The organism is Pseudomonas putida group bacterium ESBL64 (assembly GCF_045277175.1).
Lineage (GTDB): Bacteria > Pseudomonadota > Gammaproteobacteria > Pseudomonadales > Pseudomonadaceae > Aquipseudomonas > Aquipseudomonas alloputida.
In genome coordinates, this window is sequence record NZ_CP145799.1 from 5,337,426 (window position 1) to 5,361,814 (window position 24,389).

Annotated in this window: 19 protein-coding genes; 12 read left to right on the top strand and 7 right to left on the bottom strand. The window is 63.4% G+C overall.

Annotation, left to right across the window (positions count from 1 at the left end; translation table 11 throughout):
- The first annotated feature begins 43 nt into the window (after positions 1–43).
- The 3 genes from V6093_RS24255 to V6093_RS24265 are packed head-to-tail and all read left to right on the top strand — an operon-like array spanning position 44 to position 4,512.
- Positions 44–2,512, top strand: coding sequence for a CS1-pili formation C-terminal domain-containing protein (locus tag V6093_RS24255; RefSeq protein WP_108078303.1), 2,469 nt, complete (start codon positions 44–46; stop codon positions 2,510–2,512).
- 51 nt (positions 2,513–2,563) lie between these two features.
- Positions 2,564–3,337, top strand: a complete 774-nt coding sequence (locus V6093_RS24260) for a pilus assembly protein (RefSeq protein WP_050562065.1) — start codon at positions 2,564–2,566, stop codon at positions 3,335–3,337.
- A gap of 29 nt (positions 3,338–3,366) precedes the next feature.
- A complete protein-coding gene (locus tag V6093_RS24265; RefSeq protein ID WP_230623102.1) occupies positions 3,367–4,512 on the top strand; it encodes a hypothetical protein in 1,146 nt (381 codons plus the stop codon).
- 73 nt (positions 4,513–4,585) lie between these two features.
- On the opposite strand, the gene V6093_RS24270 is transcribed toward V6093_RS24265, so the two are convergent.
- Complete coding sequence (locus tag V6093_RS24270; RefSeq protein WP_003252624.1) at positions 4,586–4,738, bottom strand: DUF3309 family protein; 153 nt, start codon at positions 4,736–4,738, stop codon at positions 4,586–4,588.
- Between the two features lie 291 nt (positions 4,739–5,029).
- Between V6093_RS24270 and csrA the strand changes: the two genes are divergently transcribed.
- The gene (csrA, locus tag V6093_RS24275) at positions 5,030–5,209 is read left to right on the top strand and encodes a carbon storage regulator CsrA (RefSeq protein ID WP_003252626.1); all 180 of its coding nucleotides are present in this window, start codon (positions 5,030–5,032) and stop codon (positions 5,207–5,209) included.
- Between the two features lie 52 nt (positions 5,210–5,261).
- Here csrA and V6093_RS24280 read toward each other — a convergent pair whose 3' ends face one another.
- The 5 genes from V6093_RS24280 to mnmC all read right to left on the bottom strand — a co-directional run bounded on the left by V6093_RS24280 (position 5,262) and on the right by mnmC (position 12,558).
- Positions 5,262–5,489, bottom strand: coding sequence for a YheU family protein (locus tag V6093_RS24280; RefSeq protein ID WP_003252629.1), 228 nt, complete (start codon positions 5,487–5,489; stop codon positions 5,262–5,264).
- An 82-nt stretch (positions 5,490–5,571) separates the two neighbouring features.
- Positions 5,572–6,756 carry an osmoprotectant NAGGN system M42 family peptidase gene (locus tag V6093_RS24285; RefSeq protein ID WP_003252630.1) on the bottom strand — a complete coding sequence of 395 codons (1,185 nt, stop codon included), beginning with the start codon at positions 6,754–6,756 and terminating at the stop codon, positions 5,572–5,574.
- 170 nt (positions 6,757–6,926) lie between these two features.
- Complete coding sequence (ngg, locus tag V6093_RS24290) at positions 6,927–8,672, bottom strand: N-acetylglutaminylglutamine synthetase (protein ID WP_047605286.1); 1,746 nt, start codon at positions 8,670–8,672, stop codon at positions 6,927–6,929.
- 3 nt (positions 8,673–8,675) lie between these two features.
- Entirely contained in the window at positions 8,676–10,463 is a 1,788-nt protein-coding gene (locus tag V6093_RS24295) for an N-acetylglutaminylglutamine amidotransferase (protein WP_047605285.1), read from the bottom strand.
- Between the two features lie 130 nt (positions 10,464–10,593).
- The gene (mnmC, locus tag V6093_RS24300) at positions 10,594–12,558 is read right to left on the bottom strand and encodes a bifunctional tRNA (5-methylaminomethyl-2-thiouridine)(34)-methyltransferase MnmD/FAD-dependent 5-carboxymethylaminomethyl-2-thiouridine(34) oxidoreductase MnmC (RefSeq protein ID WP_406669641.1); all 1,965 of its coding nucleotides are present in this window, start codon (positions 12,556–12,558) and stop codon (positions 10,594–10,596) included.
- 136 nt (positions 12,559–12,694) lie between these two features.
- Here mnmC and pap point away from each other — a divergent pair, with 136 nt between their 5' ends.
- Complete coding sequence (gene pap, locus V6093_RS24305; protein ID WP_003252637.1) at positions 12,695–14,188, top strand: polyphosphate:AMP phosphotransferase; 1,494 nt, start codon at positions 12,695–12,697, stop codon at positions 14,186–14,188.
- 236 nt (positions 14,189–14,424) lie between these two features.
- Positions 14,425–15,378 carry a DMT family transporter gene (locus tag V6093_RS24310; protein WP_041167251.1) on the top strand — a complete coding sequence of 318 codons (954 nt, stop codon included), beginning with the start codon at positions 14,425–14,427 and terminating at the stop codon, positions 15,376–15,378.
- Between the two features lie 276 nt (positions 15,379–15,654).
- On the opposite strand, the gene V6093_RS24315 is transcribed toward V6093_RS24310, so the two are convergent.
- Positions 15,655–17,049, bottom strand: coding sequence for a class II fumarate hydratase (locus V6093_RS24315; protein ID WP_003252640.1), 1,395 nt, complete (start codon positions 17,047–17,049; stop codon positions 15,655–15,657).
- 154 nt (positions 17,050–17,203) lie between these two features.
- Here V6093_RS24315 and V6093_RS24320 point away from each other — a divergent pair, with 154 nt between their 5' ends.
- From V6093_RS24320 to V6093_RS24345, 6 genes are all read left to right on the top strand, one after another.
- A complete protein-coding gene (locus tag V6093_RS24320; protein WP_003252642.1) occupies positions 17,204–17,728 on the top strand; it encodes a DUF2059 domain-containing protein in 525 nt (174 codons plus the stop codon).
- A 10-nt stretch (positions 17,729–17,738) separates the two neighbouring features.
- On the top strand, positions 17,739–18,035 hold the full coding sequence (locus tag V6093_RS24325) for a BolA family transcriptional regulator (protein WP_003252644.1): 297 nt from the start codon (positions 17,739–17,741) through the stop codon (positions 18,033–18,035).
- Positions 18,036–18,261: 226 nt separating this feature from the next.
- Complete coding sequence (locus V6093_RS24330) at positions 18,262–19,194, top strand: rhodanese-related sulfurtransferase (RefSeq protein WP_180689413.1); 933 nt, start codon at positions 18,262–18,264, stop codon at positions 19,192–19,194.
- Between the two features lie 3 nt (positions 19,195–19,197).
- Complete coding sequence (locus V6093_RS24335; RefSeq protein ID WP_003252648.1) at positions 19,198–19,830, top strand: DsbA family protein; 633 nt, start codon at positions 19,198–19,200, stop codon at positions 19,828–19,830.
- Complete coding sequence (locus V6093_RS24340; RefSeq protein ID WP_003252650.1) at positions 19,823–21,655, top strand: ABC transporter ATP-binding protein; 1,833 nt, start codon at positions 19,823–19,825, stop codon at positions 21,653–21,655. The genes V6093_RS24335 and V6093_RS24340 overlap by 8 nt, the downstream gene beginning before the upstream one ends.
- Before the next feature lie 264 nt (positions 21,656–21,919).
- Positions 21,920–24,376: an EAL domain-containing protein gene (locus tag V6093_RS24345; RefSeq protein ID WP_003252652.1), complete on the top strand. Its 2,457-nt coding sequence runs from the start codon at positions 21,920–21,922 to the stop codon at positions 24,374–24,376.
- Positions 24,377–24,389 lie beyond the last annotated feature (13 nt).

Here is a 24,389-nt window from a genome sequence, read left to right on the forward strand (position 1 = left end):
GATGTTGTCCCGCGGTGGGGCAGGTGTTGATGTGGATTGAATCATGTTCCAGTTTGCTGCACCCGGCCGTGCACTCGCTGCTTGGTTGCTGGGTGCTGCTTGCCTCTTCCCTTTCGAAGTGTTCGCTGAACGCGAGCCCGATGCTAACGGCCTGAACACGTTCGGGCGTTTGCCCGACGACTTCGAGGCGCACTTTTTCGAGGTGCCACTTGCAGTGCGAGTCGAGCTGGATCAGCGCTACCTGGGTGATGCCATGGTCGTGCTGAGCCGTGATAACCGTGTGCAATTACTGGCATTTACCGACACCGAGCAGAGCACAGAGCCCGCCACAGTGCGCCAGTTATGGCTTCAACGGCTGGAGGGCGGGCGCATGCTGGGCGACTGCCTGCAAAACTGCCCGGACGGGTTGCAGGCTATCCATTACAGCCTGGCCAATTCGCAGCTGTCGCTGCTCACCTCCAATGCCGAGAAACTGGAGCAGGACGCGCGCTATCACCGTCTCCCAGAGCAGGGCAGCACCGGGTTGCTGCTGCGTAATCAACTGAATCTGGTGAATGATGGTGAACAGACCTCGGGCAGAATCGGCCTGCTCGGCCAGGGCAATCTGCATGACTGGACCACGCTGGCCGAGGCACGCGTTGATCGCAGTCCAGCTGAGCAAGGCGATGTGCGTTACCGCATGAACCAGCTTTACGCAGAGCGCATGCACGAAGAGCACTTCTTTCGGCTGGGCTACTTCTCTACTGGCGCAGAAGGCCTGGTGCGCCAGCCAACGCTCCTGGGGCGTCGCCCTGACAGCACGCTTGGCTTGATGCTGGGCAGCAGTGACAGCCTGCTGGTCGACAATGGCCAAGCCAGCGCCATCCCTGTCTACGTCACGCCGAACCGCCCGGGTATCGTCGAAATCTATCGCAATGGCTCGCTGATCAACAGTCAGCCGGTACAGCCCGGTTTACAGGCACTCGACACGCGGGTGTTGCCCGGCGGCATCTACGATGTGGAGCTGCGCTTGCTCGAAGACGGCCTGGAGACCTCGCGTAGCGAAGTGTCCATCTACAAGCCCAGCCGCTGGCAGAACCTCGATAGCCGCTGGCGCTACAACCTGTACCTGGGCCAGCAGCTCGAGTTGCTGAGTAACTGGGATAGCCATCGTGAACAGGGCCTGGCGCTTGGGGCGCTTACCAATTATCTGCTGCACCCGGCTGCGGTCCTGGGGTTGTCGATGCAACAGGTCGGCGCTGACCTGCAATTGGGCACGTCGCTGGACTGGGATGTCCATGAGCGCTTCAAGCTGTACGCCAGCCTTAATCAAACCCAAGGTCTGGGCAATGGGGGTGATCTGCAGTTGACCTATACCCATCCCTCGGGCTCGTTGTTGCTAAGCCACAACCAGACCTGGCTCGAGCCCAGCGGTCAGGAGCGCGACGATCGTTCACAGCGGCAGGTGCGCAGCCGCACCGCCTTTTCGATCAACCAGCGGGTAACCTCGCGCAGTTCAGCGACACTGCGCCTGGAACACAGTGCGGGTTCGGCCAGCGGGCTGGGAGCCGACCTCAGCTGGGCGTTCTACGGAAAACTGCGGGGGCATCAGAGCAGTGTTCGCCTGTCACTGTTCGACAGGCCCGGCACGCGCAGCAGCGCCGGTGTCCGCAGCCGCGGCGTTAACGTCGCTGTCAGCATGAAGCTTGAGCGCGACGGCAAGCAGCTTGGGGTCGATGTCGGTAGCCGCGCCTCGCGTGAGGGGGGGAACGACCCGTACGCTTCGCTGTGGTACAGGCAGGACGTCGACCTGGGCCCAGTGCATAGCCTGGGGGGCAGCGCAACGCTCGACGGCTATGGCACCAGCCTTGCCGCCAATGGGCGCTTTCACAGCCAGGCATTGCAGGGCGATGCCTATGCCCAGACTTCATCGTTCAACGATAACCTCAGCGGTGGCCTCAACCTGGAAAGCACCTTGGCGCTGGGCGCCGGGAAGCTGGCCATGGGGGGCCAAAACCTACCGCTCGATGCCGGCCTGATCATCGATGTCGAAAGCGACCTGCAAGGTGTGAAGCTACGTGCCAACGATGGCCAGGGCATGAGTGCAATGCTCCACCCCGGGCGCAATATCGTGCCGGTGACGGCGTTCAAGTCTGGTCATGTGCGCTTCGACTTCGACGCGAAGGACATGCCGCCAGCGCAGATCCAGCCCCTTGCTGTCGACTATCACCTCAACCGCGGTGGGGTGGGCTATCACGCGGTGAAAGTCATGCGAACGGTCACTGTGTTTGGCCGGCTGCTGGACGGCCATGGCCAGCCGCTGCAAGGCGCACATGTGATCAATGACGCCGGCCGCACGGTGGTCGAGGTGGATGGCTATTTCAGCGTCGAAATGAGTGAGGCACGGCCCACCCTGGAAATTCGCCATGGCACGGCAGGCAGCTGCCTTCTGACATTACCGCCGGACAACTTTGACCGCGACGATGACTTGCTGATCGTCGGTGATCAGCGCTGTGTACCGCGTATGGGCTGAACCGGCTTTCAGCCTTTCGCTTTAGAGGGCCTGATCCCGGGCCAGGATTGGATGTTGTGCAAACAGAGGTTGAAGATGCAAAGGTTCACATTTTACTTATCACGCTTGTTGTTCGCCGTGCTGCTGCTGCCAGGGTTTGCCAAGGCCGGGCCACAGCTGGATGTCGGGGCCTTGTATGACTACCTCGAGCCGGGCAAGGGCACCTATGCCAAACGCATCTACAACCGTGGGGACAGTACCGCGTTCGTCAAGGTCAGCGTGCTGGAGCTGGTGTACGACGGCGAAGGCGAGCCGCGTGAAGTAGACGTCGATGAGTTGCCCTTCGACCAGCGCAGCGTTGTTGCCAGCCCTGCGCGGATGATCATCCCGGCTCGTGGCATGCAGGCAGTCCGGTTGCTGTATCGCGGTGAGCGGGCTCAAGAGCGTTACTACCGGCTGCGTTTCGTGCCAGTACTACCGGAACAGGATGACAGCTTTGCACTGGACGATGCGGAGCTTGAGGCTTACCGCAATGAACTCAATGCCGGTGTGCAGTTTCTGGCCGGCTACGGCACCATCCTGATCGCCAAGCCTACTGCCACGCAGTATCAGACCTCGATCGAGCGAGCGGGCGGAAAGTGGACCGTGCGCAACGAGGGCAATGCCACGGTGCTGCTCGACAATGTCCAGACCTGTGTGCGGGGCGACGACGACTGTGATCACCCGGCCAAGCACCATATTCGCCCTGGGCGCACGCGCGAGTTCATCGAAAAAACCGGTGTCGAATACCGCTTCGAGCTGGTGGAAGGCGATGCGCGCAAAGCCATCGATTTGAAAGCAGGGTGAGAGGTCCAGGCATGGCTGGTAAATGTGCAATGCTGGCGCTGCTGGTCGGCGGCTTTGGCGCATCGTGGGCGCAGGCTGCCGAGATCACGCTTGACCTGCGTTATCGCGGCGACACCAGGCAGTTCGAAAACCTGGCACCGCGGTCGTCCCCTGTTTGCACCCAGCTGCCGCAGCTTTGTGCTGATCCACTGCAGAGCTTGCTGGATGTGAATGTTGAATATTCCAAAACAGTCGATGGCGAAGGCGCCGACGGTTTCTACCTCTCGGCACCTGTTCAGCCGACGCCGCTGCTGATGGTCCGTGATCAGACCGGTGAGCAGGTCAGCATGGACTTTGCCATTACCCACCTGGGCGGCACAGTGAGTTCGGACGATGGGGCGCCCACGCTTGCGACGCGCTCGGGCCTGGACTCGAGTGGTTGCCAGGTTGCGTTGGCGAGCGCGGCGCATCGATTGTTTCTGTGGTCGGTGGCCAGCAGTGGGTGTTGGGCCGACCTCAACGCAGCGAATGCAGGCACGTACCATGTCAGCCACCTTACGCTGGGTTATCGGCTGAAGACGCCTTTGCCGGCGAGCTTGAAGTCGGGCGTATACCGCGGGCGGGTGGTCTATTCGGTAGGCCCTGACAGGGATATAGGCCTTGGCTCGAGCCGAACGGTCTCCGGGCTCAGCGCAGATTCAGTCGCGATCAACGTTACACTTGAGGTGGTGCATGACCTTGAGGTGCGTTTCGAGCCGGGTTCCGAGCAGGTGGCGCTGGAACCGCCTCAGGCCCGTGGACAAGGCCGCCGAGGGCAGGGCAATGCAGACAGACTGGAAAAGGACGTGGCGTTCAGCCTGACTGCCAGCGGGCCATTCAAAGTTTGGGCCCTGTGCAGCACCGGGTTGGGAAGCACGTGCAATCTACGGTCGGCCAAAGGCCATGGCATACCGCTGTCGATGGCAATGACCTTGCCGGGTGTTACCTACAACGGTCGCTCGCTCTACCGGCAGGCAATGGCCTTTGGCGGAGCTGGGAACGCAATCAGCCTGGAAGTCCCGCCTGAAGGTGTGACCGGTAGCCAAGGGCAGTTGCATTTTCATGTGTACCCTCGCGGCCACGCCCCGGATCAGGATATGTTGCCTGGTACCGAGTATCAGGCCGTGGTGACGATCGTGTTCGATGCGGACCTTTAGGATGACAAGCGGGTGTTGCTACCCGCCTGCCATGCGCCGTCAGCAGTTGCCTGAAGTGGCTGTCCGCATCGGGTCATATCATCCCGAGCAACAGCAAGACCAGCAGAATCACCAATACCACGCCAATAATGCCGGATGGGCCATAGCCCCAACTACGCGAGTGGGGGAAGACCGGTAAGCCACCGATCAGCAGCAGAATCAGGATGATGATAAGGATCGTGGTCATGGTGGAGTCCTTGCGTGGTTGAGGGGCAAGGGCCTCGAATTGCAGGCCTCTTGATAAATCGGACCGGCGCCGCTTGCGAAAGATTCCATTGGTGTATCGCGTGTACCGGCCTCTTCGCAGCACAAGGCCGATATGCTCGTGAAAATGCGCGCTCAGCCCCATTCAAGAGGAATGGTCTGTAGGAGAAGTTACTCTGAAATGTAGGGCTCTTCTGAATTGCAGGGGAACTATTGAGTAGCCGAATGCCTGGCAGGCAGTCTCCGGTTTTCCATTTGGCAGGAGGATCGGCACATGTTGGTAATCGGGCGTGAAGTGGGGGAAATCATCGTGATTGGCGATAACATCCGCATCATGGTGGCGGATGTCCGGGAGGGCGTGGTGCGTTTTGGCGTGGACGCCCCGCGCTCGGTGCCGGTGCACCGGGCCGAGGTGTACAAGCGCATAAAGGAGGCCAAGCAAGGCGAGGCCTGATGTTGCCATCAGCATCCCTACGCAGTCTTGCCCGCGAAGGGGGCCGAGTCTGCTAGTCGAGCAATTCGCGGGGCACATCGTGCTTGGCCAGCAACTGGCACTGCTGGCTCTCCAGGTCGAACAATATGAACGCCTGCCCCTTGGCCAATGCCTGGCGTACCCGCAGCACACGGGTTTCCAGCGGGGTGTCGTCGCCATTGTCGGTGCCGTCGCGGGTAACGAAGTCCTCGATCAGGCGGGTCAGGGTTTCAGCTTGCAGTTGGTCGTAGGGGATCAGCATGGTGGGCGGCGTCTTGGTATTGGTGCAGGCATGCTACGCGAAACCTTGGGGAATTTGGGGCCGCATGGCGGCCCCGAAGCCCTCAGCCCTTGTTACCCACCAGGCTGTCCACTGCTGGCACCCGCGTGTCGCTCTCCATCTGCGCATCGTGCTCCAGCTGGTGGCTGAAGCGTTCCAACGATGCATTGGCCGGCTGCGAATCACTGGCAAACACAGGCGGGCTCAGCAGGTACGCCGACAACAACCGGCTCAGCGCCGCCAGGCTGTCGATATGCGTGCGTTCGTAACCGTGGGTGGCATCGCAACCGAACGCCACCAGCGCGGTACGAATATCGTGCCCGGCAGTCACCGCCGAATGGGCATCGCTGAAGTAGTAGCGGAACAGGTCGCGCCGCACCGGCAAGTCATGGTCGCCGGCCAGTTTCAGCAGGTGCCGGGACAGGTGGTAGTCGTAAGGCCCCGACGAGTCCTGCATCGCCACACTGACCGCATGCTCGCTGGAAGCTTGCCCAGGCGCCACCGGGGCGATGTCGATGCCGACGAACTCGCTGACGTCCCAGGGCAGGGCGCCAGCTGCGCCCGAGCCGGTTTCCTCGGTGATGGTGAACAGCGGGTGGCAGTCGATCAGTGGCTGGCGACCGCTTTCCACCACGGCCTTCAATGCCGCCAGCAATGCGGCTACGCCAGCCTTGTCGTCCAGGTGACGGGCGCTGATGTGGCCGCTTTCGGTGAACTCGGGCAATGGGTCGAAGGCTACGAAGTCACCAATGCTGATACCCAGTGCCTCACAGTCGGCGCGGGTGGCGCAGTAGGCATCCAGACGCACTTCCACATGCTCCCAGCTCACCGGCATCTGATCGATGGCGGTATTGAAGGCATGCCCGCTGGCCATCAGCGGCAGCACGCTGCCACGGAATACGCCGGTGTCGGTGAATACGCTGACCCGGCTACCTTCGGCAAAGCGGCTGGACCAGCAGCCGACGGGCGCCAAGGCCAGGCGGCCATTGTCCTGCAATTGGCGCACGCTGGCGCCGATGGTATCCAGGTGGGCAGAGACAGCGCGGTCGGGCGAGGTCTGCCGGCCCTTCAGCGTGGCGCGGATGGTGCCGCGGCGGGTCAGCTCGAAGGGGATGCCCAACTCATCCAGGCGTTCGGCCACGTAGCGCACGATGGTGTCGGTGAAGCCGGTGGGGCTGGGGATGGCGAGCATTTCCAGCAGCACGCGTTTGAGGTAGTCGAGATCGGGTTCGGGGAGTCGTTCGGACATGTCCAGGCCTCCGGTCGGGTTAAAATTTCGCAGTCCTTGTGGGAGCGGCCTTGTGTCGCGAAAGGGCCGCAAAGCGGCCCCGGCAATATCGGCAGCGAAGCTGAGATCCTAGGGGCGCTTCGCACCCCATTCGCGACACAAGGCCGCTCCCACAAAAAGCCGAGCAGTTGTCAGGCCAAAGGCCGGCTATGGGGAAACAGCAGGTCGATAAAACGCTCGGCCGTGGGCTGCGGTTCATGGTTGGCCAGGCCAGCACGTTCGTTGGCCTCGATGATCACGTACTCCGGCTGCCCGGCATCGCGCACCATGAAGTCCAGCCCAACCACCGGAATTTCCAGTGCCCGTGCCGCCCGCACGGCAGCATCGGCCAGCACCGGGTGCAGGCGTTCGGTGACGTCTTCCAGGGTGCCGCCGGTGTGCAGGTTGGCCGTGCGCCGCACGGCCAGGCGCTGGCCGGCGGGCAACACGTCGTCATAGCCAACGCCCGCTGCGCGCAAGGTGCGCTCGGTTTCGTCGTCCAGCGGAATGCGGCTTTCGCCACCGGTGGCGGCCTGGCGGCGACGGCTCTGGGCTTCGATCAACTGGCGCACACTGTGCTTACCGTCGCCCAGCACCTGCGCTGGGTGGCGGATGGCGGCGGCCACCACCTCGTAGCCGATCACCACGATGCGCAGGTCGAACCCGGCATGGAAGCTTTCCAGCAGCACGCGGCTGTCGAACTGGCGGGCGTGTGCCACGGCGCGGGTGATGTCGTCGATGCAGGTCAGGTTTACCGCCACGCCTTGGCCTTGCTCGCCATCGACCGGCTTGACCACCACCGCGCCATGCTCTTCGAGAAACGCCAGGTTGTCATCGGCATTGCCCGCCAGCTGTTGCGCGGGCACCTGCAGCCCAGCGTTGTGCAGGGCGTACTGGGTCAGGCGTTTGTCCTGGCACAGGGTCATGGTCACGGCACTGGTCAGGTCGCTGAGCGATTCCCGGCAGCGAATGCGCCGCCCGCCCAGGCTCAGGGTGAACAGGCCGCCAGCGGCGTCATCGACCTGTACTTCGATGCCCCGGCGTAGCGCCTCGTCGACGATGATGCGAGCGTAGGGGTTGAGGTCGGCTTGCGGGCCAGGCCCGAGGAACAGTTGCTCGTTGATACCGTTCTTGCGCTTGACTGCGAAGGTGGGCAGGTTGCGAAAACCCAGTTTCTGGTAAAGGCGCTTGGCCTGGCGGTTGTCGTGCAGCACTGACAGGTCCAGGTAAGCCAGGCCACGGCTCATGAAGTGTTCGATCAGGTGGCGCACCAGCACTTCACCCACGCCGGGGCGGGTGCAGTGTGGGTCCACCGCCAGGCACCACAGGCTGCTGCCATGCTCGGGGTCATCGAACGCCTTGGTGTGGTTCAGGCCCATGACGCTGCCGATAATCGCGCCGCTGTCTTCGTCCTCTGCCAGCCAATACACCGGGCCACCCAAGTGCCGGGGGGTAAGCAGCTCGGCGTCGACGGGGAGCATCCCGCGCGCCTGGTACAGCGTGTTGATCGCCTGCCAGTCGGCGGGGTTCTGTGCCCGGCGCACGCGGAAACCGCGAAATACACGCTGCGCCGGGCGGTAGTCGGTGAACCACAGGCGCAGGGTGTCGGACGGGTCGAGGAACAGCTGCTGGGGGGCCTGGGCCAGCACCTGCTGCGGTGCGGCCACGTACAGGGCGATGTCGCGTTCGCCCGGGTGCTCGTCGAGCAGATCCTCGGCCAGGGAAGCCGGGTCGGGGTAGGTGTGGCCTATCAACAGCCGGCCCCAGCCGCAGTGCACGGCACGCGGTTGGTCGTGGGGCTGGCTGCCGTCGCCGGCCAGGCGCGCCTGCAGGCGCTCGTAGGACGGCGCCTGGCCGCGCAGCAGGCGCTGACCATAAGCGATTTCATGGGCTTTCATCGGTCAGATTCCTTGTTCGCTCAGCCACAGGTTCAGCGCCGCCAGTTGCCACAGCTTGGAGCCGCGCAATGGCGTCAGCTGGCCGTGTGGGTTGCTCAGCAGGCGGTCGAGCATGGCCGGGTTGAACAACCCTCGGTCCTGGCTGGGGTCGGTCAACAGTTCGCGTACCCAGCCCAAGGTGGCACCTTCCAGATGCTTCAGGCCCGGTACCGGGAAGTAACCCTTCTTGCGGTCGATCACCTCATGCGGGATCACCCGTCGCGCTGCCTGCTTGAGCACCTGCTTGCCGCCGTCGGGCAGCTTGAAGCGTGCGGGAATGCGTGCCGACAGTTCCACCAGGCGGTAATCGAGGAACGGCGTCCGCGCCTCCAGGCCCCAGGCCATGGTCATGTTGTCCACCCGCTTGACCGGGTCGTCGACCAGCATCACGGTGCTGTCCAGGCGCAGGGCCTTGTCCACGGCAGCCGGTGCGCCGGGGCGCGCGAAGTGTTCGCGCACGAAGTCGCCGGCAGCGTCGGTTTCCAGCAGCCAGGGGGCCTGCACGGTGTCGCGGTATTCGCCGTGGCTGCGGTCGAAGAAGGCGTCACGGTAGGCCGCATAGGCATCGTCGGCGCCGTCCACCTGCGGGTACCAGTGGTAACCGGCGAACAGCTCATCGGCACCCTGGCCGCTCTGTACGCCCTTGCAGTGCTTGGCCACTTCCCGCGACAGCAGGTAGAAGGCGATGCAGTCGTGGCTGACCATCGGTTCGCTCATGGCGCGGAAGGCGGCCGGCAACTGGTCGATGATTTCGTGTTCGGCAATGCGCAACTGGTGGTGACGGGTGCCGTAGTGTTTGGCGATCAGGTCCGAATACTGGAACTCGTCGCCGCGCTCGCCGCCGGCATCTTCAAAGCCGATGGAGAAGGTCGACAGGTCGTCAACGCCCACTTCGCGCAGCAAGCCGACCAGCAGGCTGGAGTCGACGCCGCCGGACAGCAACACACCCACATCGACGGCTGCCCGTTGGCGGATTGCCACGGCGTCGCGGGTGGCGTCGAGTACGCGGGTGGTCCAGCCTTCCAGATCAAGTTCACGCTCGTCCGGGTTGGGGCCGTACTTCAGCTGCCACCAGGTCTGGCGTTCCACTTCGCCATGGCGGTCGATGCGCATCCAGGTGCCGGGCTCCAGCTTCTGCACATTGGCCAGCAGGGTGCGTGGTGCCGGTACCACGGCGTGGAAGTTCAGGTAGTGGTTGAGGGCCACGGGGTCGAGCATCGGGTCGATGTCGCCGCCCTTGAGCAGTGCCGGCAGGGTCGAGGCAAAGCGCAGGCGCTCGCCGTTGCGCGACAGGTACAGGGGTTTGACGCCCAGGCGGTCGCGGGCCAGGAACAGGCGCTGGTTGTCGCGCTCCCAGATGGCCAGGGCAAACATGCCGTTGAGCTTGGGCAGCAGCGCCGCGCCCCAGGCGTGGTAGCCCTTGAGCAGCACCTCGGTGTCGCCATCGGACCAGAAGCTGTAGCCCAGCGCCTGCAGTTCCTCGCGCAGTTCGGGGAAGTTGTAGATGGCGCCGTTGAAGGCCAGCGACAGGCCCAGGGTGTTGTCGACCATCGGCTGCGCCGAGCCGTCCGACAGGTCCATGATCTTCAGGCGCCGATGGCCCAGGGCGATCGGGCCCTGGCTATGGAAGCCCCAGGCATCCGGGCCTCGCGGGGCCAGGTGATGGGTAATGCGCTCTACCGCAGCCAGGTCGGCTGGGCGAGGGGCTTGGTCGATGGGGGTGAAACGTAACTCTCCTGCTAATCCGCACATAAGTCCTTACCGGTTTTTCCGTTGGGGAGGTGATGCCCCGGATTAGGGCACCTTAAGGAACTGACCTATGTGCTTTTCGAGAGTTTTAGAATGTTTGGTTATATGTGGCCGGGCAGGCAACCCGCTGCAATCATTTCCCCCGGATCAACCGGCGCAATCCAAACCGGTTCGGATGGCAAGCCTCCGCCACCGCCCGTGGCAATGGCAGCGGTTCCCCACATACCCAGGCCGCCACCAGCTCGCCACTCAACGGTGCCGTGATCAACCCGCGTGAGCCATGCCCGCTGTTCACATACAACCCGCCCAGCCAAGGGCAGGGCACATCCGGTACTTGCCGCGCATCCCGGCCCAGTACTGCATAGGCTTCGGCAAACGCCTGCCCGTCGGCGATGGGGCCGACGATCGGCAGGTAATCCGGGCTGGTGCAACGGAACGCAGCACGTCCCTGCAATTGCTCGGGGTCCAGTTCAGCCACAGCCAGCCGTTGCGCCAGATCGACGGAAATTTCGTCCAGCAGCGCCAGGTTGCCCTGGTGCTCGGCCACCGTCGGTGCAAGGTCTTCGCTGTGGAAGTCAAAACTGGCGCCCAGTGTATGTTCACCCTCGCGCGGCGGTGCCACATAGCCTTCCGCGCACACCACGGTGCGCAGTGCCTGGCTGCTGGCGGTGGCCGGCAAGCGGGTGATCTGCCCACGGATGCGCTTGAGTGGTAACTGCGCGCAAGGTTCGAAGCGCAGCACATCCGCCGCACCGGCCAGGACCACCACTGGAGCGCGGGCTAACAGCTGGTCGCCAGCCCAGGCTTGCCAATGCTCATCCACTTTGCGCAGTTCGAGCACGTCCTGGTGGGTCACCACGCGAATACCAGGGTGCTGCAACTGCTGTTGGCACAGCGCTGGCGGGTGCACCCAGCCACCTTCGGGGTAGAACAACCCGCCGCCAGGCAACGCCACGCCAGCGATGGCTTCGGCCTCCGCGCGCGCCAGGCAGTGCAGCAAGCCATGGTCGAAGGCGGCAGCCAGCTTGCCCTGGCGTTCGGCCTCCTTGCTGTCGAAGGCCAGTTGCAGCACCCCGCAGGCATCCCAGTCACGGCCACGCTGCAAGCGCTGCAGCTGACGCCGGGTGTAGCCGAACCCGGACAGGATCATCTGCGAGAGCGCGGTGCCATGGGCAGACAGCTTGAGGTACAGCACCCCTTGCGGGTTGCCTGAAGCTTCCTGGGCCGGGGCTTCGTGGCGCTCCAGCACGGTTACCTGCCAGCCGCGCCGGGCCAGGCTGGCGGCGCTGCTGCTGCCGGCAAGTCCGGCACCGATCACCAGCGCCTCGCGCGCCCCCTGTGTCACCGCGGGGCGCGCGTACCAAGGCGCGCATGGGCCGGGCAGGGGGCCGACGTAGGCGCCGCTCATCACCTCCCACTTCTTGCCGATGCCAGGCACCTTCTTCATGGCGAAGCCGGCTTCCACCAGGCTGCGGCGTACCCAGCCGGTGGTGGTGAAGGTGCCCAGCACCGTGCCCGGATGCGATAGCCGCGCCAGTTGCGCAAACAGCTCCGGGGTCCACATGTCGGGGTTCTTGGCGGGGGCGAAGCCGTCGAGGAACCACACATCGATCTGCGCATCGAGTTGCGGCAGCTGTTCCAGCACATCGCCTATCAACAGGGTCAGGGTGACCCTGCCACCGGCGAAGGTGAACTGCTGAAAGCCCGGGTGCACCGCCACGTATTGCTCCAGCAGTGGCTCGGTATAGGCGGCCAGTTCAGGCCACAGGCGCACTGCGCGGGCCATGTCGGCGTGGTCGAGGGGGTACTTTTCGACGCTGACGAAGTGCAGGCGCGCGTCGCTGTGTGCGTGCTGGTCGAACAGCTGCCAGGCGCAGAAAAAATTCATGCCGGTGCCAAAACCGGTTTCGCCGATCACCGTGCAGGCGTGCGGCGCCAGGTTGGCAAAACGTTCGGCCAGGCGGGTCTGGCCGAGGAACACGTGCTTGGTTTCTTCGATGCCTTCGTTGACTGCGAAATAGACGTCGTCATAGTGCCGCGAATGGGGGCGGCCCTGGTCGTCCCAGTCGATCTGGGCGTGCTGGAGGAGGGTGGGCATGGTGGGCTCGGTTGCAGCGGATGGCGGGATTTTATGCCATCCGGCTGAGCTGTGGGAGCGCGTTCATTGGTGAAGAGGTCAATACAGGCCGAAATGAAATCCGCTAGTCTTGCTTATCCATTGAAGGAGCCAGTGCATGTTCGAATCTGCCGAAATCGGCCACAGCATCGACAAGGAGGCTTACGACGCCGAGGTACCCGCTTTACGCGAGGCCCTGCTCGAAGCCCAGTACGAACTCAAGCAGCAGGCGCGGTTTCCGGTGATCGTGCTGATCAACGGCATTGAAGGCGCCGGCAAGGGTGAGACGGTAAAACTGCTCAACGAGTGGATGGACCCGCGCATGATCGATGTGCTCACCTTCGACCAGCAGACCGACGAAGAGCTGGCCCGCCCACCCGCCTGGCGCTATTGGCGGGCCTTGCCACCCAAGGGGCGGATGGGTGTGTTCTTTGGCAACTGGTACAGCCAGATGCTGCAGGGGCGGGTGCACGGGGTGTTCAAGGATGCCGTGCTCGATCAGGCCATTACCGGTGCCGAGCGCCTGGAGCAGATGCTGTGCGATGAAGGTGCGCTGATCATCAAGTTCTGGTTCCACCTGTCCAAGAAGCAGATGAAGGCACGGCTGAAATCGCTCAAGGACGACCCGCTGCACAGCTGGAAGATCAGCCCGCTGGATTGGCAGCAGTCGCAAACCTACGACCGCTTCGTGCGCTTTGGTGAGCGCGTGCTGCGCCGCACCAGCCGCGACTATGCGCCATGGCACATCATCGAAGGGGTAGACCCGAATTACCGCAGCCTGGCGGTGGGGCGCATTCTGCTGGAAAGCCTGCAAGCCGCGCTGGCCAATAATCCCAAGGGCAAGCACCAGGGCAACGTGGCCCCGCTGGGCCACAGCATCGACGACCGCAGCCTGCTTGGCGCCCTGGACATGACCTTGCGCCTGGACAAGGCCGACTATCAGGAACAGTTGATCACCGAACAGGCCCGTCTGGCCGGCCTGCTGCGTGACAAGCGCATGCGCCGGCACGCCCTGGTGGCGGTGTTCGAAGGTAATGACGCCGCCGGCAAGGGGGGCGCCATCCGCCGCGTGGCGGCAGCGCTGGACCCGCGGCAGTACCGTATAGTGCCGATTGCCGCGCCTACCGAAGAAGAGCGCGCCCAGCCGTACCTGTGGCGGTTCTGGCGGCACATCCCGGCACGGGGCAAGTTCACCATCTTCGACCGTTCCTGGTATGGCCGGGTGCTGGTGGAGCGGGTGGAAGGCTTCTGCAGCCCCGCTGACTGGATGCGTGCCTACAGCGAGATCAACGACTTTGAAGAGCAGTTGGTGGATGCCGGCGTGGTGGTGGTCAAGTTCTGGCTGGCGATCGACCAGCAGACCCAACTGGAGCGCTTCGAAGAGCGTGAGCAAATTCCGTTCAAACGCTACAAGATCACCGAGGATGACTGGCGCAACCGCGACAAGTGGGACGAATACTCCCAGGCGGTGGGCGACATGGTCGACCGCACCAGCAGCGAGATTGCCCCTTGGACGCTGGTAGAGGCCAATGACAAGCGCTGGGCGCGGGTGAAGGTGGTGCGCACCATCAACCAGGCGCTGGAAGCGGCGTTTGCCAAGCACAAAAAATAGCCGACGGTGATGTTGCCTGTTCTGGCCCTTTCGCGGGTGAACCCGCTCCTACAGGGGGACGCGATCCCTTGTAGGAGCGGGTTTACCCGCGAGAGGGCCAGAACAGGCAACACCTCCCCCCAGCCATGCCCCAAAAGAATGACCTGATGAATTCTTTTCTCGGCACTCTCCACCGTCCCCGTCCTCCAACCCCGTAGAATTCAACAACCCCCACCACGGGCTTGATCGAGGATTTTATGCACACCACTTCTGGCCGCTGGGGCTATGGGCTGTTCCTGGCACTTCTGACGGCGCTGCTCTGGGGCATCTTGCCGATCAAGCTCAAGCAGGTATTGCAAGTGGTCGACCCGATCACTGTCACCTGGTACCGCCTGCTGGTCTCCGGCAGCCTGCTGTTCGCCTGGCTGGCGGCTCAGCGGCGTTTGCCGTCCATGCGTAAACTGGCGCCCAAGGGCAAGGGCCTGGTGCTGGTGGCCGTGCTCGGCCTGATGGGCAACTACGTGCTCTACCTGATCGGTCTCAAACTGCTTAGCCCAGGCACCGCACAACTGGTGGTACAGATCGGCCCGGTGCTGTTGCTGGTGGCCAGCGTGTTCGTGTTCCGCGAGCGCTTCAGTGTGGGGCAGGGCGTGGGCCTGTTGGTGCTGCTGGCAGGGTTTGGCCTGTTCTTCAACCAGCGCCTGGAAGAGCTGCTGACTTCGCTGGGTACCTACACCACCGGCGTGTTGACCATTTTGCTGGCGACCAGCATCTGGGTGTTCTACGCCCTGAGCCAGAAGCAGTTGCTGACCGTGTGGCACTCGCAGCAGGTGATGATGGTGATCTACCTAAGCTGCGCTGCGCTGCTGACACCTTGGGTGCACCCGCTGGAGGCCTTGCAACTGACCCCGGTGCAAGGCTGGCTGCTGCTGGCCTGTTGCCTGAATACCCTGGTGGCATACGGCGCGTTTGCCGAAGCACTGGCGCACTGGGAGGCCTCACGGGTAAGTGCCACGCTGGCGCTGACCCCGCTGGTGACCTTCGTTGCGGTGGCGCTGGCGGCGTTGGTTTGGCCTGAGTATGTGCATGCCGAGGACATCAATGCCCTGGGCTATGTGGGGGCGGTCACGGTGGTGTTCGGTTCGGCGCTGGTGGCGCTGGGGCCGTCGCTGGTGGCGGGTTGGCGGGCCCGCCGGGCGCGTTTGGCCTAGTGTGGTGTTTCACAAATAACGACCATAACGCGCGGCGCTTTTTGCGCTCATGCGGCGTTGTCGCTCCTCGCCGTAGCTGGGCTACGACTCGTCGCGACGCCTTGCTTGAGCGCAAAAATCGCTCGCGAGTTATTGGCCGTATTTGCAAAACACCACACTAGGTCTGTCGATTGCCTGTACCGGCCCTTTTGCGGGTGAACCCGCTCCTACCACGGATCGCCGCTCGTCGTAGGAGCGGGTTCACCCGCGAAAGGGCCGGTACAGGCTACAGAGCAGTCAGCCCTTGCCGCCCGGCGCCAGCATGTTCTCCGGCCGCACCCACTGGTCGAACTGCTCATTGGTCAGGTACTTCAATGCCAAGGCCGCCTCGCGCAGGGTCTTGCCCTCGCTGTAAGCCTTTTTGGCAATTTCCGCCGCCTTGTCATAGCCAATATGCGGGTTCAGCGCCGTCACCAGCATCAACCCGCGCTCCAGGTGCGCGGCCATCTGCTCGGCATCCGGCTCGATACCCGCCACGCAATGCTGCTGGAAGTTGCGGCAACCATCGGCCAGCAACTCGATGGATTGCAGCAGGTTATGAATGATCACCGGCTTGAACACGTTCAGCTGCAAATGCCCCTGGCTGGCGGCAAAGCCAATGGCCGCGTCGTTGCCCAGCACCTGGCAGGCCAGCATCGACAGCGCCTCGCACTGGGTGGGGTTGACCTTGCCCGGCATGATCGAGCTGCCGGGCTCGTTGGCCGGCAGGCGCACCTCGGCCAGGCCGGCGCGCGGGCCGGAACCCAGCAGGCGCAGGTCGTTGGCAATTTTCATCAAGGCCACGGCCAGGGTTTTCAGGGCGCCCGCCAGGCTGGTCAGCGGCTCGTGGCCGGCGAGGGCGGCGAACTTGTTCGGCGCGGTGATGAACGGCAGGCCGGACAGTGCCGCCAGCTCGGCAGCGATGGCCTCGGCAAACCCCTGCGGGGCGTTCAGCCCGGTACCCACGGCAGTGCCGCCCTGGGCCAGTTCGCACACCGCCGGCAGGGTGGCGCGGATGGCGCGCTGGGCGTAATCGAGCTGGGCGACGAAGGCCGACACTTCCTGGCCGAAGGTGATCGGCGTGGCGTCCATCATGTGTGTGCGACCGGTTTTTACCAGCTGGTGGTGACGCATCGACAGCTCGGCCAGCCCTGAAGACAGTTCGGTGACGGCCGGCAGCAGCTTTTCCTGCACCGCCTGGGCTGCCGCAATGTGCATGGCGGTGGGGAAGCAGTCGTTGGAGCTCTGCGAGCGGTTGACGTGGTCATTGGGGTGCACCGGCGCCTTGCCGCCACGGCCTTTGCCGGCCAGTTCGTTGGCGCGTCCGGCGATTACCTCGTTGACGTTCATGTTGCTCTGGGTGCCACTGCCCGTCTGCCAGACGACGAGCGGGAACTGATCGTCGTGCTGGCCAGCCAGCACTTCATCGGCGGCCTGTTCGATCAGCCGGGCGATGTCGGCCGGCAGGTCGCCATTGCGGTCGTTGACGCGTGCGGCGGCCTTCTTGATCAGTGCCAGGGCGTGCAACACCGCGAGGGGCATGCGTTCCTTGCCGATGGCGAAGTTGATCAGCGAACGCTGGGTTTGCGCACCCCAGTAGGCGTTCTCCGGAACTTCGACCGGGCCCAGGCTGTCTGTCTCGATACGGCTCATTCTGTACTCACTCCTGTGTAGTTCGAAATCGCAGTTTAGGCCCTGATTCGACCGAGCGGTTCCGTCGCTCGTCGTGCCACTTGAGCACATCGCCACCACGGCGCAGAATGCTCTACTCTGAGGTGCCCGCCTCCCTCTCTTTGAAGGAAATGCAATGACCCGTCTCCGTGTCCTTTGTGCCGCCGTTGCCCTGGTTTGCGCCAGTGGCCAGGTACTCGCTGCCACCGCCAGCCACAACGCTGCTGCCGAGAAATTCCTGACCCTGGCCAACGCCGACAAGCTGGGCACCCCGGTGTACATGCAAGTGCAGCAGATGTTCGCCCAGCGTTTCGCCCAGACCAAGGCCCCGGCCGCCAAGCAACCGGTGCTGGAAAGCTACCAGGCCAAGGCCAATGCCGCCCTGGACAACGCCATCGGCTGGAACAAGCTGAAGCCGAAGATGGTCGACCTGTACACCCAGACCTTCACCGAGCAGGAGCTGAAAGACCTGGTCAAGTTCTACGAATCGCCGCTGGGCAAGAAAGTGCTGCGTGAAATGCCCAAGGTCACTCAGCAGTCGGCACAGCTGACCCAGCAGAGCCTGGAGCCCGCAGTACCGGTGGTGAACAAGCTGCTGGAAGACATGACCAAAGAGCTGGACCCGAACGCAGGCAAGGCCGCCGCACCAGCGAAGAAGTGAGTACGCCGCAATGACCATGCAACAACGTATCGAACAGCAACTGGCCGCGCTGGCGCCGCAACACCTGCAAGTGCTCAACGAAAGTCACATGCACAGTCGTGGTCAGGAGACCCACTACAAGGCCGTGATCGTCAGCGAGCAGTTCGCCGGGTTGAACAGCGTCAAGCGCCACCAGAAGGTGTACGCCACCATGGGTGAGCTGATGGGCGAGATTCACGCCCTGGCCATCCACACCTACACCGCCGAAGAGTGGGCCAAGGTCGGCGTTGCACCGGCCTCGCCGGTGTGCGCCGGCGGCGGGCACTGAAACCTTTCTGTTGTTCTGGTAGAATCCTGCAAAATCCGGGGGCCGCTTTGCGGCCCTTTCGCGACACAAGGCCGCTCCCACAAAAACCGCACTAGCCATCAGGCTACGCGGTCCCCTGTGGGAGCGGCCTTGTGTCGCGAAAGGGGCGCAAAGCGCCCCCATGCTTTTCTATACCGTCAAACCCGGTCCGCCCCTTACGAGGGCAGCCACCTGGAGATTCCGTTACATGTCTCAAGCCATCGTCGTCGCGGCGCTGTACAAGTTCGTCACCCTGGAAGACTACGTCGAGCTGCGCGAGCCGCTGCTCAAGACCATGCTCGACAACAACGTCAAAGGCACCCTGCTGCTGGCCCAGGAGGGCATCAACGGCACCGTGTCGGGCACCCGCGAAGGCATTGATGGCCTGCTGGCCTGGCTGCGCAGCGACCCGCGCCTGGTCGATGTCGACCATAAAGAGTCGTACTGCGACGAACAGCCGTTCTACCGCACCAAGGTCAAGCTCAAGAAAGAGATCGTCACCCTCGGCGTGCCGGGCGTAGACCCCAACCAGGCCGTTGGTACCTATGTCGAGCCCAAGGACTGGAACGCCCTGATCAGCGACCCGGAAGTGCTGTTGATCGACACCCGCAACGACTACGAAGTGGCCATCGGTACGTTCAAGGGCGCCATCGACCCGAAGACCGAAACCTTCCGTGAGTTCCCGGAGTACATCAAGGCCAATTTCGACCCGAGCAAGCACAAGAAGGTCGCCATGTTCTGCACCGGCGGCATCCGTTGCGAAAAGGCCTCCAGCTACATGCTCGGTGAAGGCTTCGAGTCGGTCTATCATCTTAAGGGCGGCATCCTGAAATACTTCGAGGAAGTGCCTCAGGAAGAAAGCCTGTGGGACGGCGACTGCTTCGTCTTCGACAACCGGGTTACGGTGCGCCATGACCTGAGCGAAGGCGAGTACGACCAGTGCCACGCCTGCCGCCATCCGATCAATGCAGAGGAGCGCGCGTCCGAGCACTATTCGCCAGGTGTCAGCTGCCCGCATTGCTGGGACAGCCTGAGCGAGAAGACCCGGCGCAGTGCCATCGACCGGCAGAAGCAGATCGAGCTGGCCAAGGCCCGCAACCTGCCGCACCCGATCGGTTACAACTACAAAGCCGAGGCTTGAAGCATGTCTGCACGCCTGATCTATGTGATGGACCCGATGTGCTCCTGGTGCTGGGGGTTTGCGCCAGTGGCCGCGGCCCTGATCGCCCAGGCGCGTGAGGCAGGCGTGCCTGCCCGCTTGGTAACGGGCGGGCTGCGTACGGGCGGCAGCGCCCTGGACAGCTCCACTCGCAAGTACATCCTGGAACACTGGCAGGCGGTGGCTGATGCTACCGGCCAGCCGTTCCGCTTCGAGGGGGCCATGCCTGACGGCTTCGTCTACGACACCGAGCCGGCCTGTCGCGCCCTGGTCGCGGCCCGCGAGCTGGATGCCGAGCGCGTCTGGCCGCTGCTGGCGTTGATCCAGCGTTCGTTCTACGAGCAGGGTACCGATGTGACCACCGCGCCGCAGCTGGTCGAGCTGGCCTCCCAGAGTGGCTTCGACCGTGCCGCGTTCGCCGAAACCTTCGCCCGTGCCGATACCCGCGCCGCCACCGCGGCCGACTTCGCCTGGGCCCAGGACCTGGGTATTGCCGGTTTCCCGACCTTGCTGGCCGAGCGCAATGGCCAACTGGCCTTGCTGACCAACGGCTACCAGCCGCTGGAGCGCCTGCAACCCTTGCTCGGCCGCTGGCTGCAGCAGGCCGCCTGTGCTTGATGTACCAGGGTCACCCGACCCGGTACCGGGCAAGCCATACACTGCGGGCGATCGACTGAGCTGGGCGGAAATCCGCCGCCTGGCCCTGCATCACAAGAAAAACCTCTGGTCCGCCAACCTCATTGCGTTACTGGCGGCGTGTTGCAGTGTGCCCATTCCGCTGCTGCTGCCGCTGTTGGTGGACGAAGTACTGCTCGGCCATGGCGATGCCGCGCTGAAGTGGATGAACCACCTGCTGCCGTCCAACTGGCAGGTAGCAGCCGGCTACATCGGCCTGATGCTGGCGCTCACCCTGTGCCTGCGCCTGGCTGCGCTGGCCTTCAACGTGATCCAGTCCAAGCTGTTCGCCGGGCTGGCCAAGGACATCGTCTACCGCCTGCGCATCCGCCTGATCGAGCGCCTCAAGCGTATTTCGCTGAAAGAGTACGAAAGCCTGGGCAGCGGCACGGTGACCACCCACCTGGTCACCGACCTGGACACCCTCGACAAGTTCGTTGGCGAAACCCTCAGCCGCTTCCTGGTGGCCATGCTGACACTGACCGGCACGGCGGCGATCCTGATCTGGATGCACTGGCAGCTGGCCTTGCTGATCTTGCTGTTCAACCCGCTGGTGATCTACTTCACCGTGCAGTTGGGCAAGCGCGTCAAACACCTGAAAAAGCTTGAAAACGACAGCACCGCGCGCTTTACCCAGGCGCTGGCGGAAACCCTCGATGCCATTCAGGAAATCCGCGCTGGCAACCGCCAGGGCTACTTCCTTGGCCGCCTGGGCCTGCGTGCCCGCGAAGTGCGCGATTACGCCGTGGACTCGCAATGGAAAAGCGATGCCAGTGGCCGTGCCAGTGGCCTGCTGTTCCAGTTCGGCATCGACATCTTCCGCGCGGCGGCCATGCTGACCGTGCTGTTTTCCGACCTGTCGATCGGCCAGATGCTGGCGGTGTTCAGCTACCTGTGGTTCATGATCGGTCCGGTGGAGCAACTGCTTAATCTGCAATATGCCTACTACGCCGCCGGCGGTGCGCTGAGTCGCCTCAACGAGCTGCTGGCGCGTGCCGACGAGCCGCAATACCCGGCCGCCAGCGACCCGTTCGCCGGCCGCGAAACGGTGGGCATTGACGTGCGCGACCTGCGCTTTGCCTATGCCGACGAGCCGGTGCTCGACCACCTCGACCTGTCTATCGCCGCGGGTGAGAAGGTGGCGATTGTCGGTGCCAGCGGCGGCGGCAAGAGCACGCTGGTGCAGCTACTGCTGGGCCTATACAGCGCCCAGGCCGGGACCATCCGCTTTGGCGGGGCCAGCCTGCAGGAAATCGGCCTGGAAACCCTGCGCGAGAATGTCGCGGTGGTGTTGCAGCACCCGTCGCTGTTCAACGACAGCGTGCGTGCCAACCTGACCATGGGCCGCGACTGCAGCGATGATGCGTGCTGGCAGGCGCTGCGCATCGCTCAGCTGGATGCCACCATCGCCGCCTTGCCGCAAGGCCTGGACAGTGTGGTGGGGCGTTCAGGCGTGCGCTTGTCCGGTGGCCAGCGCCAGCGCCTGGCCATTGCCCGCATGGTACTGGCTGAGCCCAAGGTAGTGATCCTCGACGAGGCCACCTCAGCCCTGGATGCCGCCACCGAGTACAACCTGCATCAGGCCTTGGCGTGCTTCCTCAGCGGCCGCACCACGCTGATCATCGCCCATCGCTTGTCGGCGGTGAAACAGGCCGACCGGGTACTGGTGTTCGATGGCGGGCACGTGGCCGAAGACGGCGACCATCAGCAGCTGATTGCCGAGGGTGGGTTATACGCCAAGCTTTATGGGCACCTGCAGCAGAGCTGACTATTCACCGTACTTGTGGGAGCGGCCTTGCGTCGCGAACGGGGCGCGAAGCGGCCCCACGGTCCCTGCGTTCACGCATAAATCCCCGGGGGCTGCTCTGCAGCCCTTTCGCGACGCAAGGCCGCTCCCACAATGGCCAGCGCGTACGCTGTAACCCCCCCCCGATTCCTTGTCATAAAAATCCCCTTCACAGCGATGGCAAATGGCCTACGCTGTGCTTGTCTGGGTCGATTTACGCCTTATCTGCTCTGTGACAGGGACTCCATGAAGGGAAATCGCACACTCGAAGCGCCAAAGTTGCTCGGCATCACATGGCCTTTCATCGCCGTCGTGGTCCTTCAGGTGGCGTTGGGCAGCCTTAGCCTTTATACGCTCTCGGCCGTGCGCGCCTATGTCGCGGGCGAAAGCCTGTGGTCCAAGGCGCAGAAAGATGCCATCTATTACCTCAGTCTGTACGGCGAGACGCAGGACGACAGCACCTACCAACGCTATCGCCAGGCCATTACCGTACCGCAGGGTGACCATCGTCTGCGCGAAGTGCTCGACCACCCCAGCCCTGATCTGGACGCCGCGCGACAGGCGGTTCTGCAAGGTGGCAACCACCCTGACGATGTCGAGCGGATCATCTGGTTCTACCGCAACTTTCGCCATGTCAGCTATATGCAGACAGCCATCGATTACTGGGACATCGGTGACGACTATCTGGCCAAGCTGGATGTACTGGCCGGTGAAATGCGCCAGCGTTTTGCCGATGGCCCGGTGGATGCCGACACCGTCAGCGACTGGAAGGCCCGCATTGTCGCCATCAACGAAGGCGTGACCCCGGCGGCCAAGGCGTTCAGTGATGCCTTGGGCGAAGGCTCGCGCATGTTGCTGCGGGTACTGCTGATCACCAACCTGCTGACCGCGATGTTCCTGATCGCCATTGCCTGGCGCCGCTCCAGCAAGCTGTTGGCCCAGCGCCAGGCCTTTGCCAGCGCCCTGCAGGAAGAAAAAGAGCGTGCCCAGATTACCCTGCAGGCCATCGGTGATGCGGTGATCACCACCGATGTCGAGGGCAGTATCGGCTACATGAACCCGGCCGCCGAGCAATTGACCCACTGGCAATCCGGCCAGGCCCAGGGCCTGCCGCTGTCGGCACTGTTCAGCCTGGTGGATGAGCACGCCGAGGAGGACGGTCGCAGCTTGGTCGAGCAGGTGCTCAGCGGCAGCCTCAAGGGCGGCTCCGAGCATGCCCGGCTGATCCAGCGCCTGGACGGCAGTACGGTGTCGATCAACCTGGTAGGCTCGCCGATCGTCAATGATGGCCAGGTCAGTGGCATCGTGCTGGTGCTGCACGACATGACCCAGGAACGCCAGTACATCGCCAACCTGTCCTGGCAGGCAACCCACGATGCCCTGACCGGGCTGGCCAACCGCCGCGAGTTCGAATACCGCCTGGAGCAGGCGCTCAACGACCTGGCGCGCCAGGCCGGGCGGCATTCGCTGATGTTCCTCGACCTCGACCAGTTCAAGCTGGTCAACGACACCTGTGGCCACGCTGCCGGCGATGAGTTGCTGCGGCATATCTGCGCGGTGCTGCAGTCCGGCCTGCGTGAGGGCGATACGCTGGCGCGGCTGGGCGGCGATGAGTTTGGCGTGCTGCTGGAAAACTGCCCGCCCGACCAGGCCGAGCGCATTGGCGAACAATTGCGCCAGATGGTGCAGAGCCTGCACTTCGTATGGAAAGGGCGGCCGTTCGTGACCACGGTCAGTATTGGCCTGGTGCACATGGCCCAGGCCCCCGGTACCCTGGAGGCTTCGCTGCGCGCCGCCGACATGGCCTGCTACATGGCCAAGGAAAAGGGCCGAAACCGTGTGCAGGTGTACCACGCCGACGACAGCGAACTGTCCATGCGTTTTGGCGAAATGGCCTGGATCCAGCGCCTGCATGTGGCCCTGGAAGAAAACCGCTTTTGCCTCTATGCCCAGGAAATCGCCCCGCTCAAAACCTTCGAGGGTCCGGGCCATATCGAAATTCTGTTGCGCCTGCACGACGAAAGCGGCCGCACCATCCTGCCCAGCAGCTTTATCCCGGCGGCCGAGCGCTACGGCCTGATGACCGCGCTGGACCGCTGGGTGGTACGCAATGTGTTCATGGTCATACGCCAGTGCCTGGAAGAAGGGCGTGAAGGGCCGTTGTCGACTTGTGCCATCAACCTGTCAGGGTCCAGCATTGGCGACGATAAGTTCCTTGAATACCTCCAGCGGTTGTTCGTCGAATACGCCATTCCGCCGCGAATGATCTGTTTCGAAATTACCGAAACCAGCGCCATTGCCAACCTGGGCAGCGCCATTCGCTTCATCAATGAGTTGAAAGGGCTGGGTTGCCGTTTCTCACTGGATGATTTTTGCGCCGGCATGTCCTCGTTCGCCTATCTCAAGCATTTGCCCGTGGACTACCTGAAGATTGACGGGAGTTTCGTCAAGGACATGCTCGACGACCCGGTCAACCGGGCCATGGTCGAGGTCATCAACCATATCGGCCATGTGATGGGTAAGCGCACGATCGCCGAGTTCGTCGAAACACCCTTGATCGAGCAGGCCTTGCAGGAAATAGGCGTGGATTACGCCCAGGGCTACCTGATCGAACGCCCCCAGGTGTTCACCTGTGACAGTCTGCAGCGCCAACGGATCGCCGCCCGGCCTCTGTTGCAGCGAGCACCTGGCACGTTTCGCTAGTTGGAAATCACAA

What these genes read in the sequence shown, in the direction of transcription:
- V6093_RS24260 (WP_050562065.1), top strand. Translation starts at nt 2,564, where the DNA reads ATGTTGTGCAAACAGAGGTTGAAGATGCAAAGGTTCACATTTTACTTA.
- mnmC (WP_406669641.1), bottom strand. Translation starts at nt 12,558, where the DNA reads ATGCCCACCCTCCTCCAGCACGCCCAGATCGACTGGGACGACCAGGGC.
- V6093_RS24280 (WP_003252629.1), bottom strand. Translation starts at nt 5,489, where the DNA reads ATGCTGATCCCCTACGACCAACTGCAAGCTGAAACCCTGACCCGCCTG.
- V6093_RS24325 (WP_003252644.1), top strand. Translation starts at nt 17,739, where the DNA reads ATGACCATGCAACAACGTATCGAACAGCAACTGGCCGCGCTGGCGCCG.
- pap (WP_003252637.1), top strand. Translation starts at nt 12,695, where the DNA reads ATGTTCGAATCTGCCGAAATCGGCCACAGCATCGACAAGGAGGCTTAC.
- V6093_RS24270 (WP_003252624.1), bottom strand. Translation starts at nt 4,738, where the DNA reads ATGACCACGATCCTTATCATCATCCTGATTCTGCTGCTGATCGGTGGC.
- V6093_RS24285 (WP_003252630.1), bottom strand. Translation starts at nt 6,756, where the DNA reads ATGTCCGAACGACTCCCCGAACCCGATCTCGACTACCTCAAACGCGTG.
- V6093_RS24320 (WP_003252642.1), top strand. Translation starts at nt 17,204, where the DNA reads ATGACCCGTCTCCGTGTCCTTTGTGCCGCCGTTGCCCTGGTTTGCGCC.
- V6093_RS24295 (WP_047605285.1), bottom strand. Translation starts at nt 10,463, where the DNA reads ATGTGCGGATTAGCAGGAGAGTTACGTTTCACCCCCATCGACCAAGCC.
- V6093_RS24335 (WP_003252648.1), top strand. Translation starts at nt 19,198, where the DNA reads ATGTCTGCACGCCTGATCTATGTGATGGACCCGATGTGCTCCTGGTGC.
- V6093_RS24315 (WP_003252640.1), bottom strand. Translation starts at nt 17,049, where the DNA reads ATGAGCCGTATCGAGACAGACAGCCTGGGCCCGGTCGAAGTTCCGGAG.
- V6093_RS24255 (WP_108078303.1), top strand. Translation starts at nt 44, where the DNA reads ATGTTCCAGTTTGCTGCACCCGGCCGTGCACTCGCTGCTTGGTTGCTG.
- V6093_RS24345 (WP_003252652.1), top strand. Translation starts at nt 21,920, where the DNA reads ATGAAGGGAAATCGCACACTCGAAGCGCCAAAGTTGCTCGGCATCACA.
- ngg (WP_047605286.1), bottom strand. Translation starts at nt 8,672, where the DNA reads ATGAAAGCCCATGAAATCGCTTATGGTCAGCGCCTGCTGCGCGGCCAG.
- csrA (WP_003252626.1), top strand. Translation starts at nt 5,030, where the DNA reads ATGTTGGTAATCGGGCGTGAAGTGGGGGAAATCATCGTGATTGGCGAT.
- V6093_RS24330 (WP_180689413.1), top strand. Translation starts at nt 18,262, where the DNA reads ATGTCTCAAGCCATCGTCGTCGCGGCGCTGTACAAGTTCGTCACCCTG.
- V6093_RS24265 (WP_230623102.1), top strand. Translation starts at nt 3,367, where the DNA reads ATGCTGGCGCTGCTGGTCGGCGGCTTTGGCGCATCGTGGGCGCAGGCT.
- V6093_RS24310 (WP_041167251.1), top strand. Translation starts at nt 14,425, where the DNA reads ATGCACACCACTTCTGGCCGCTGGGGCTATGGGCTGTTCCTGGCACTT.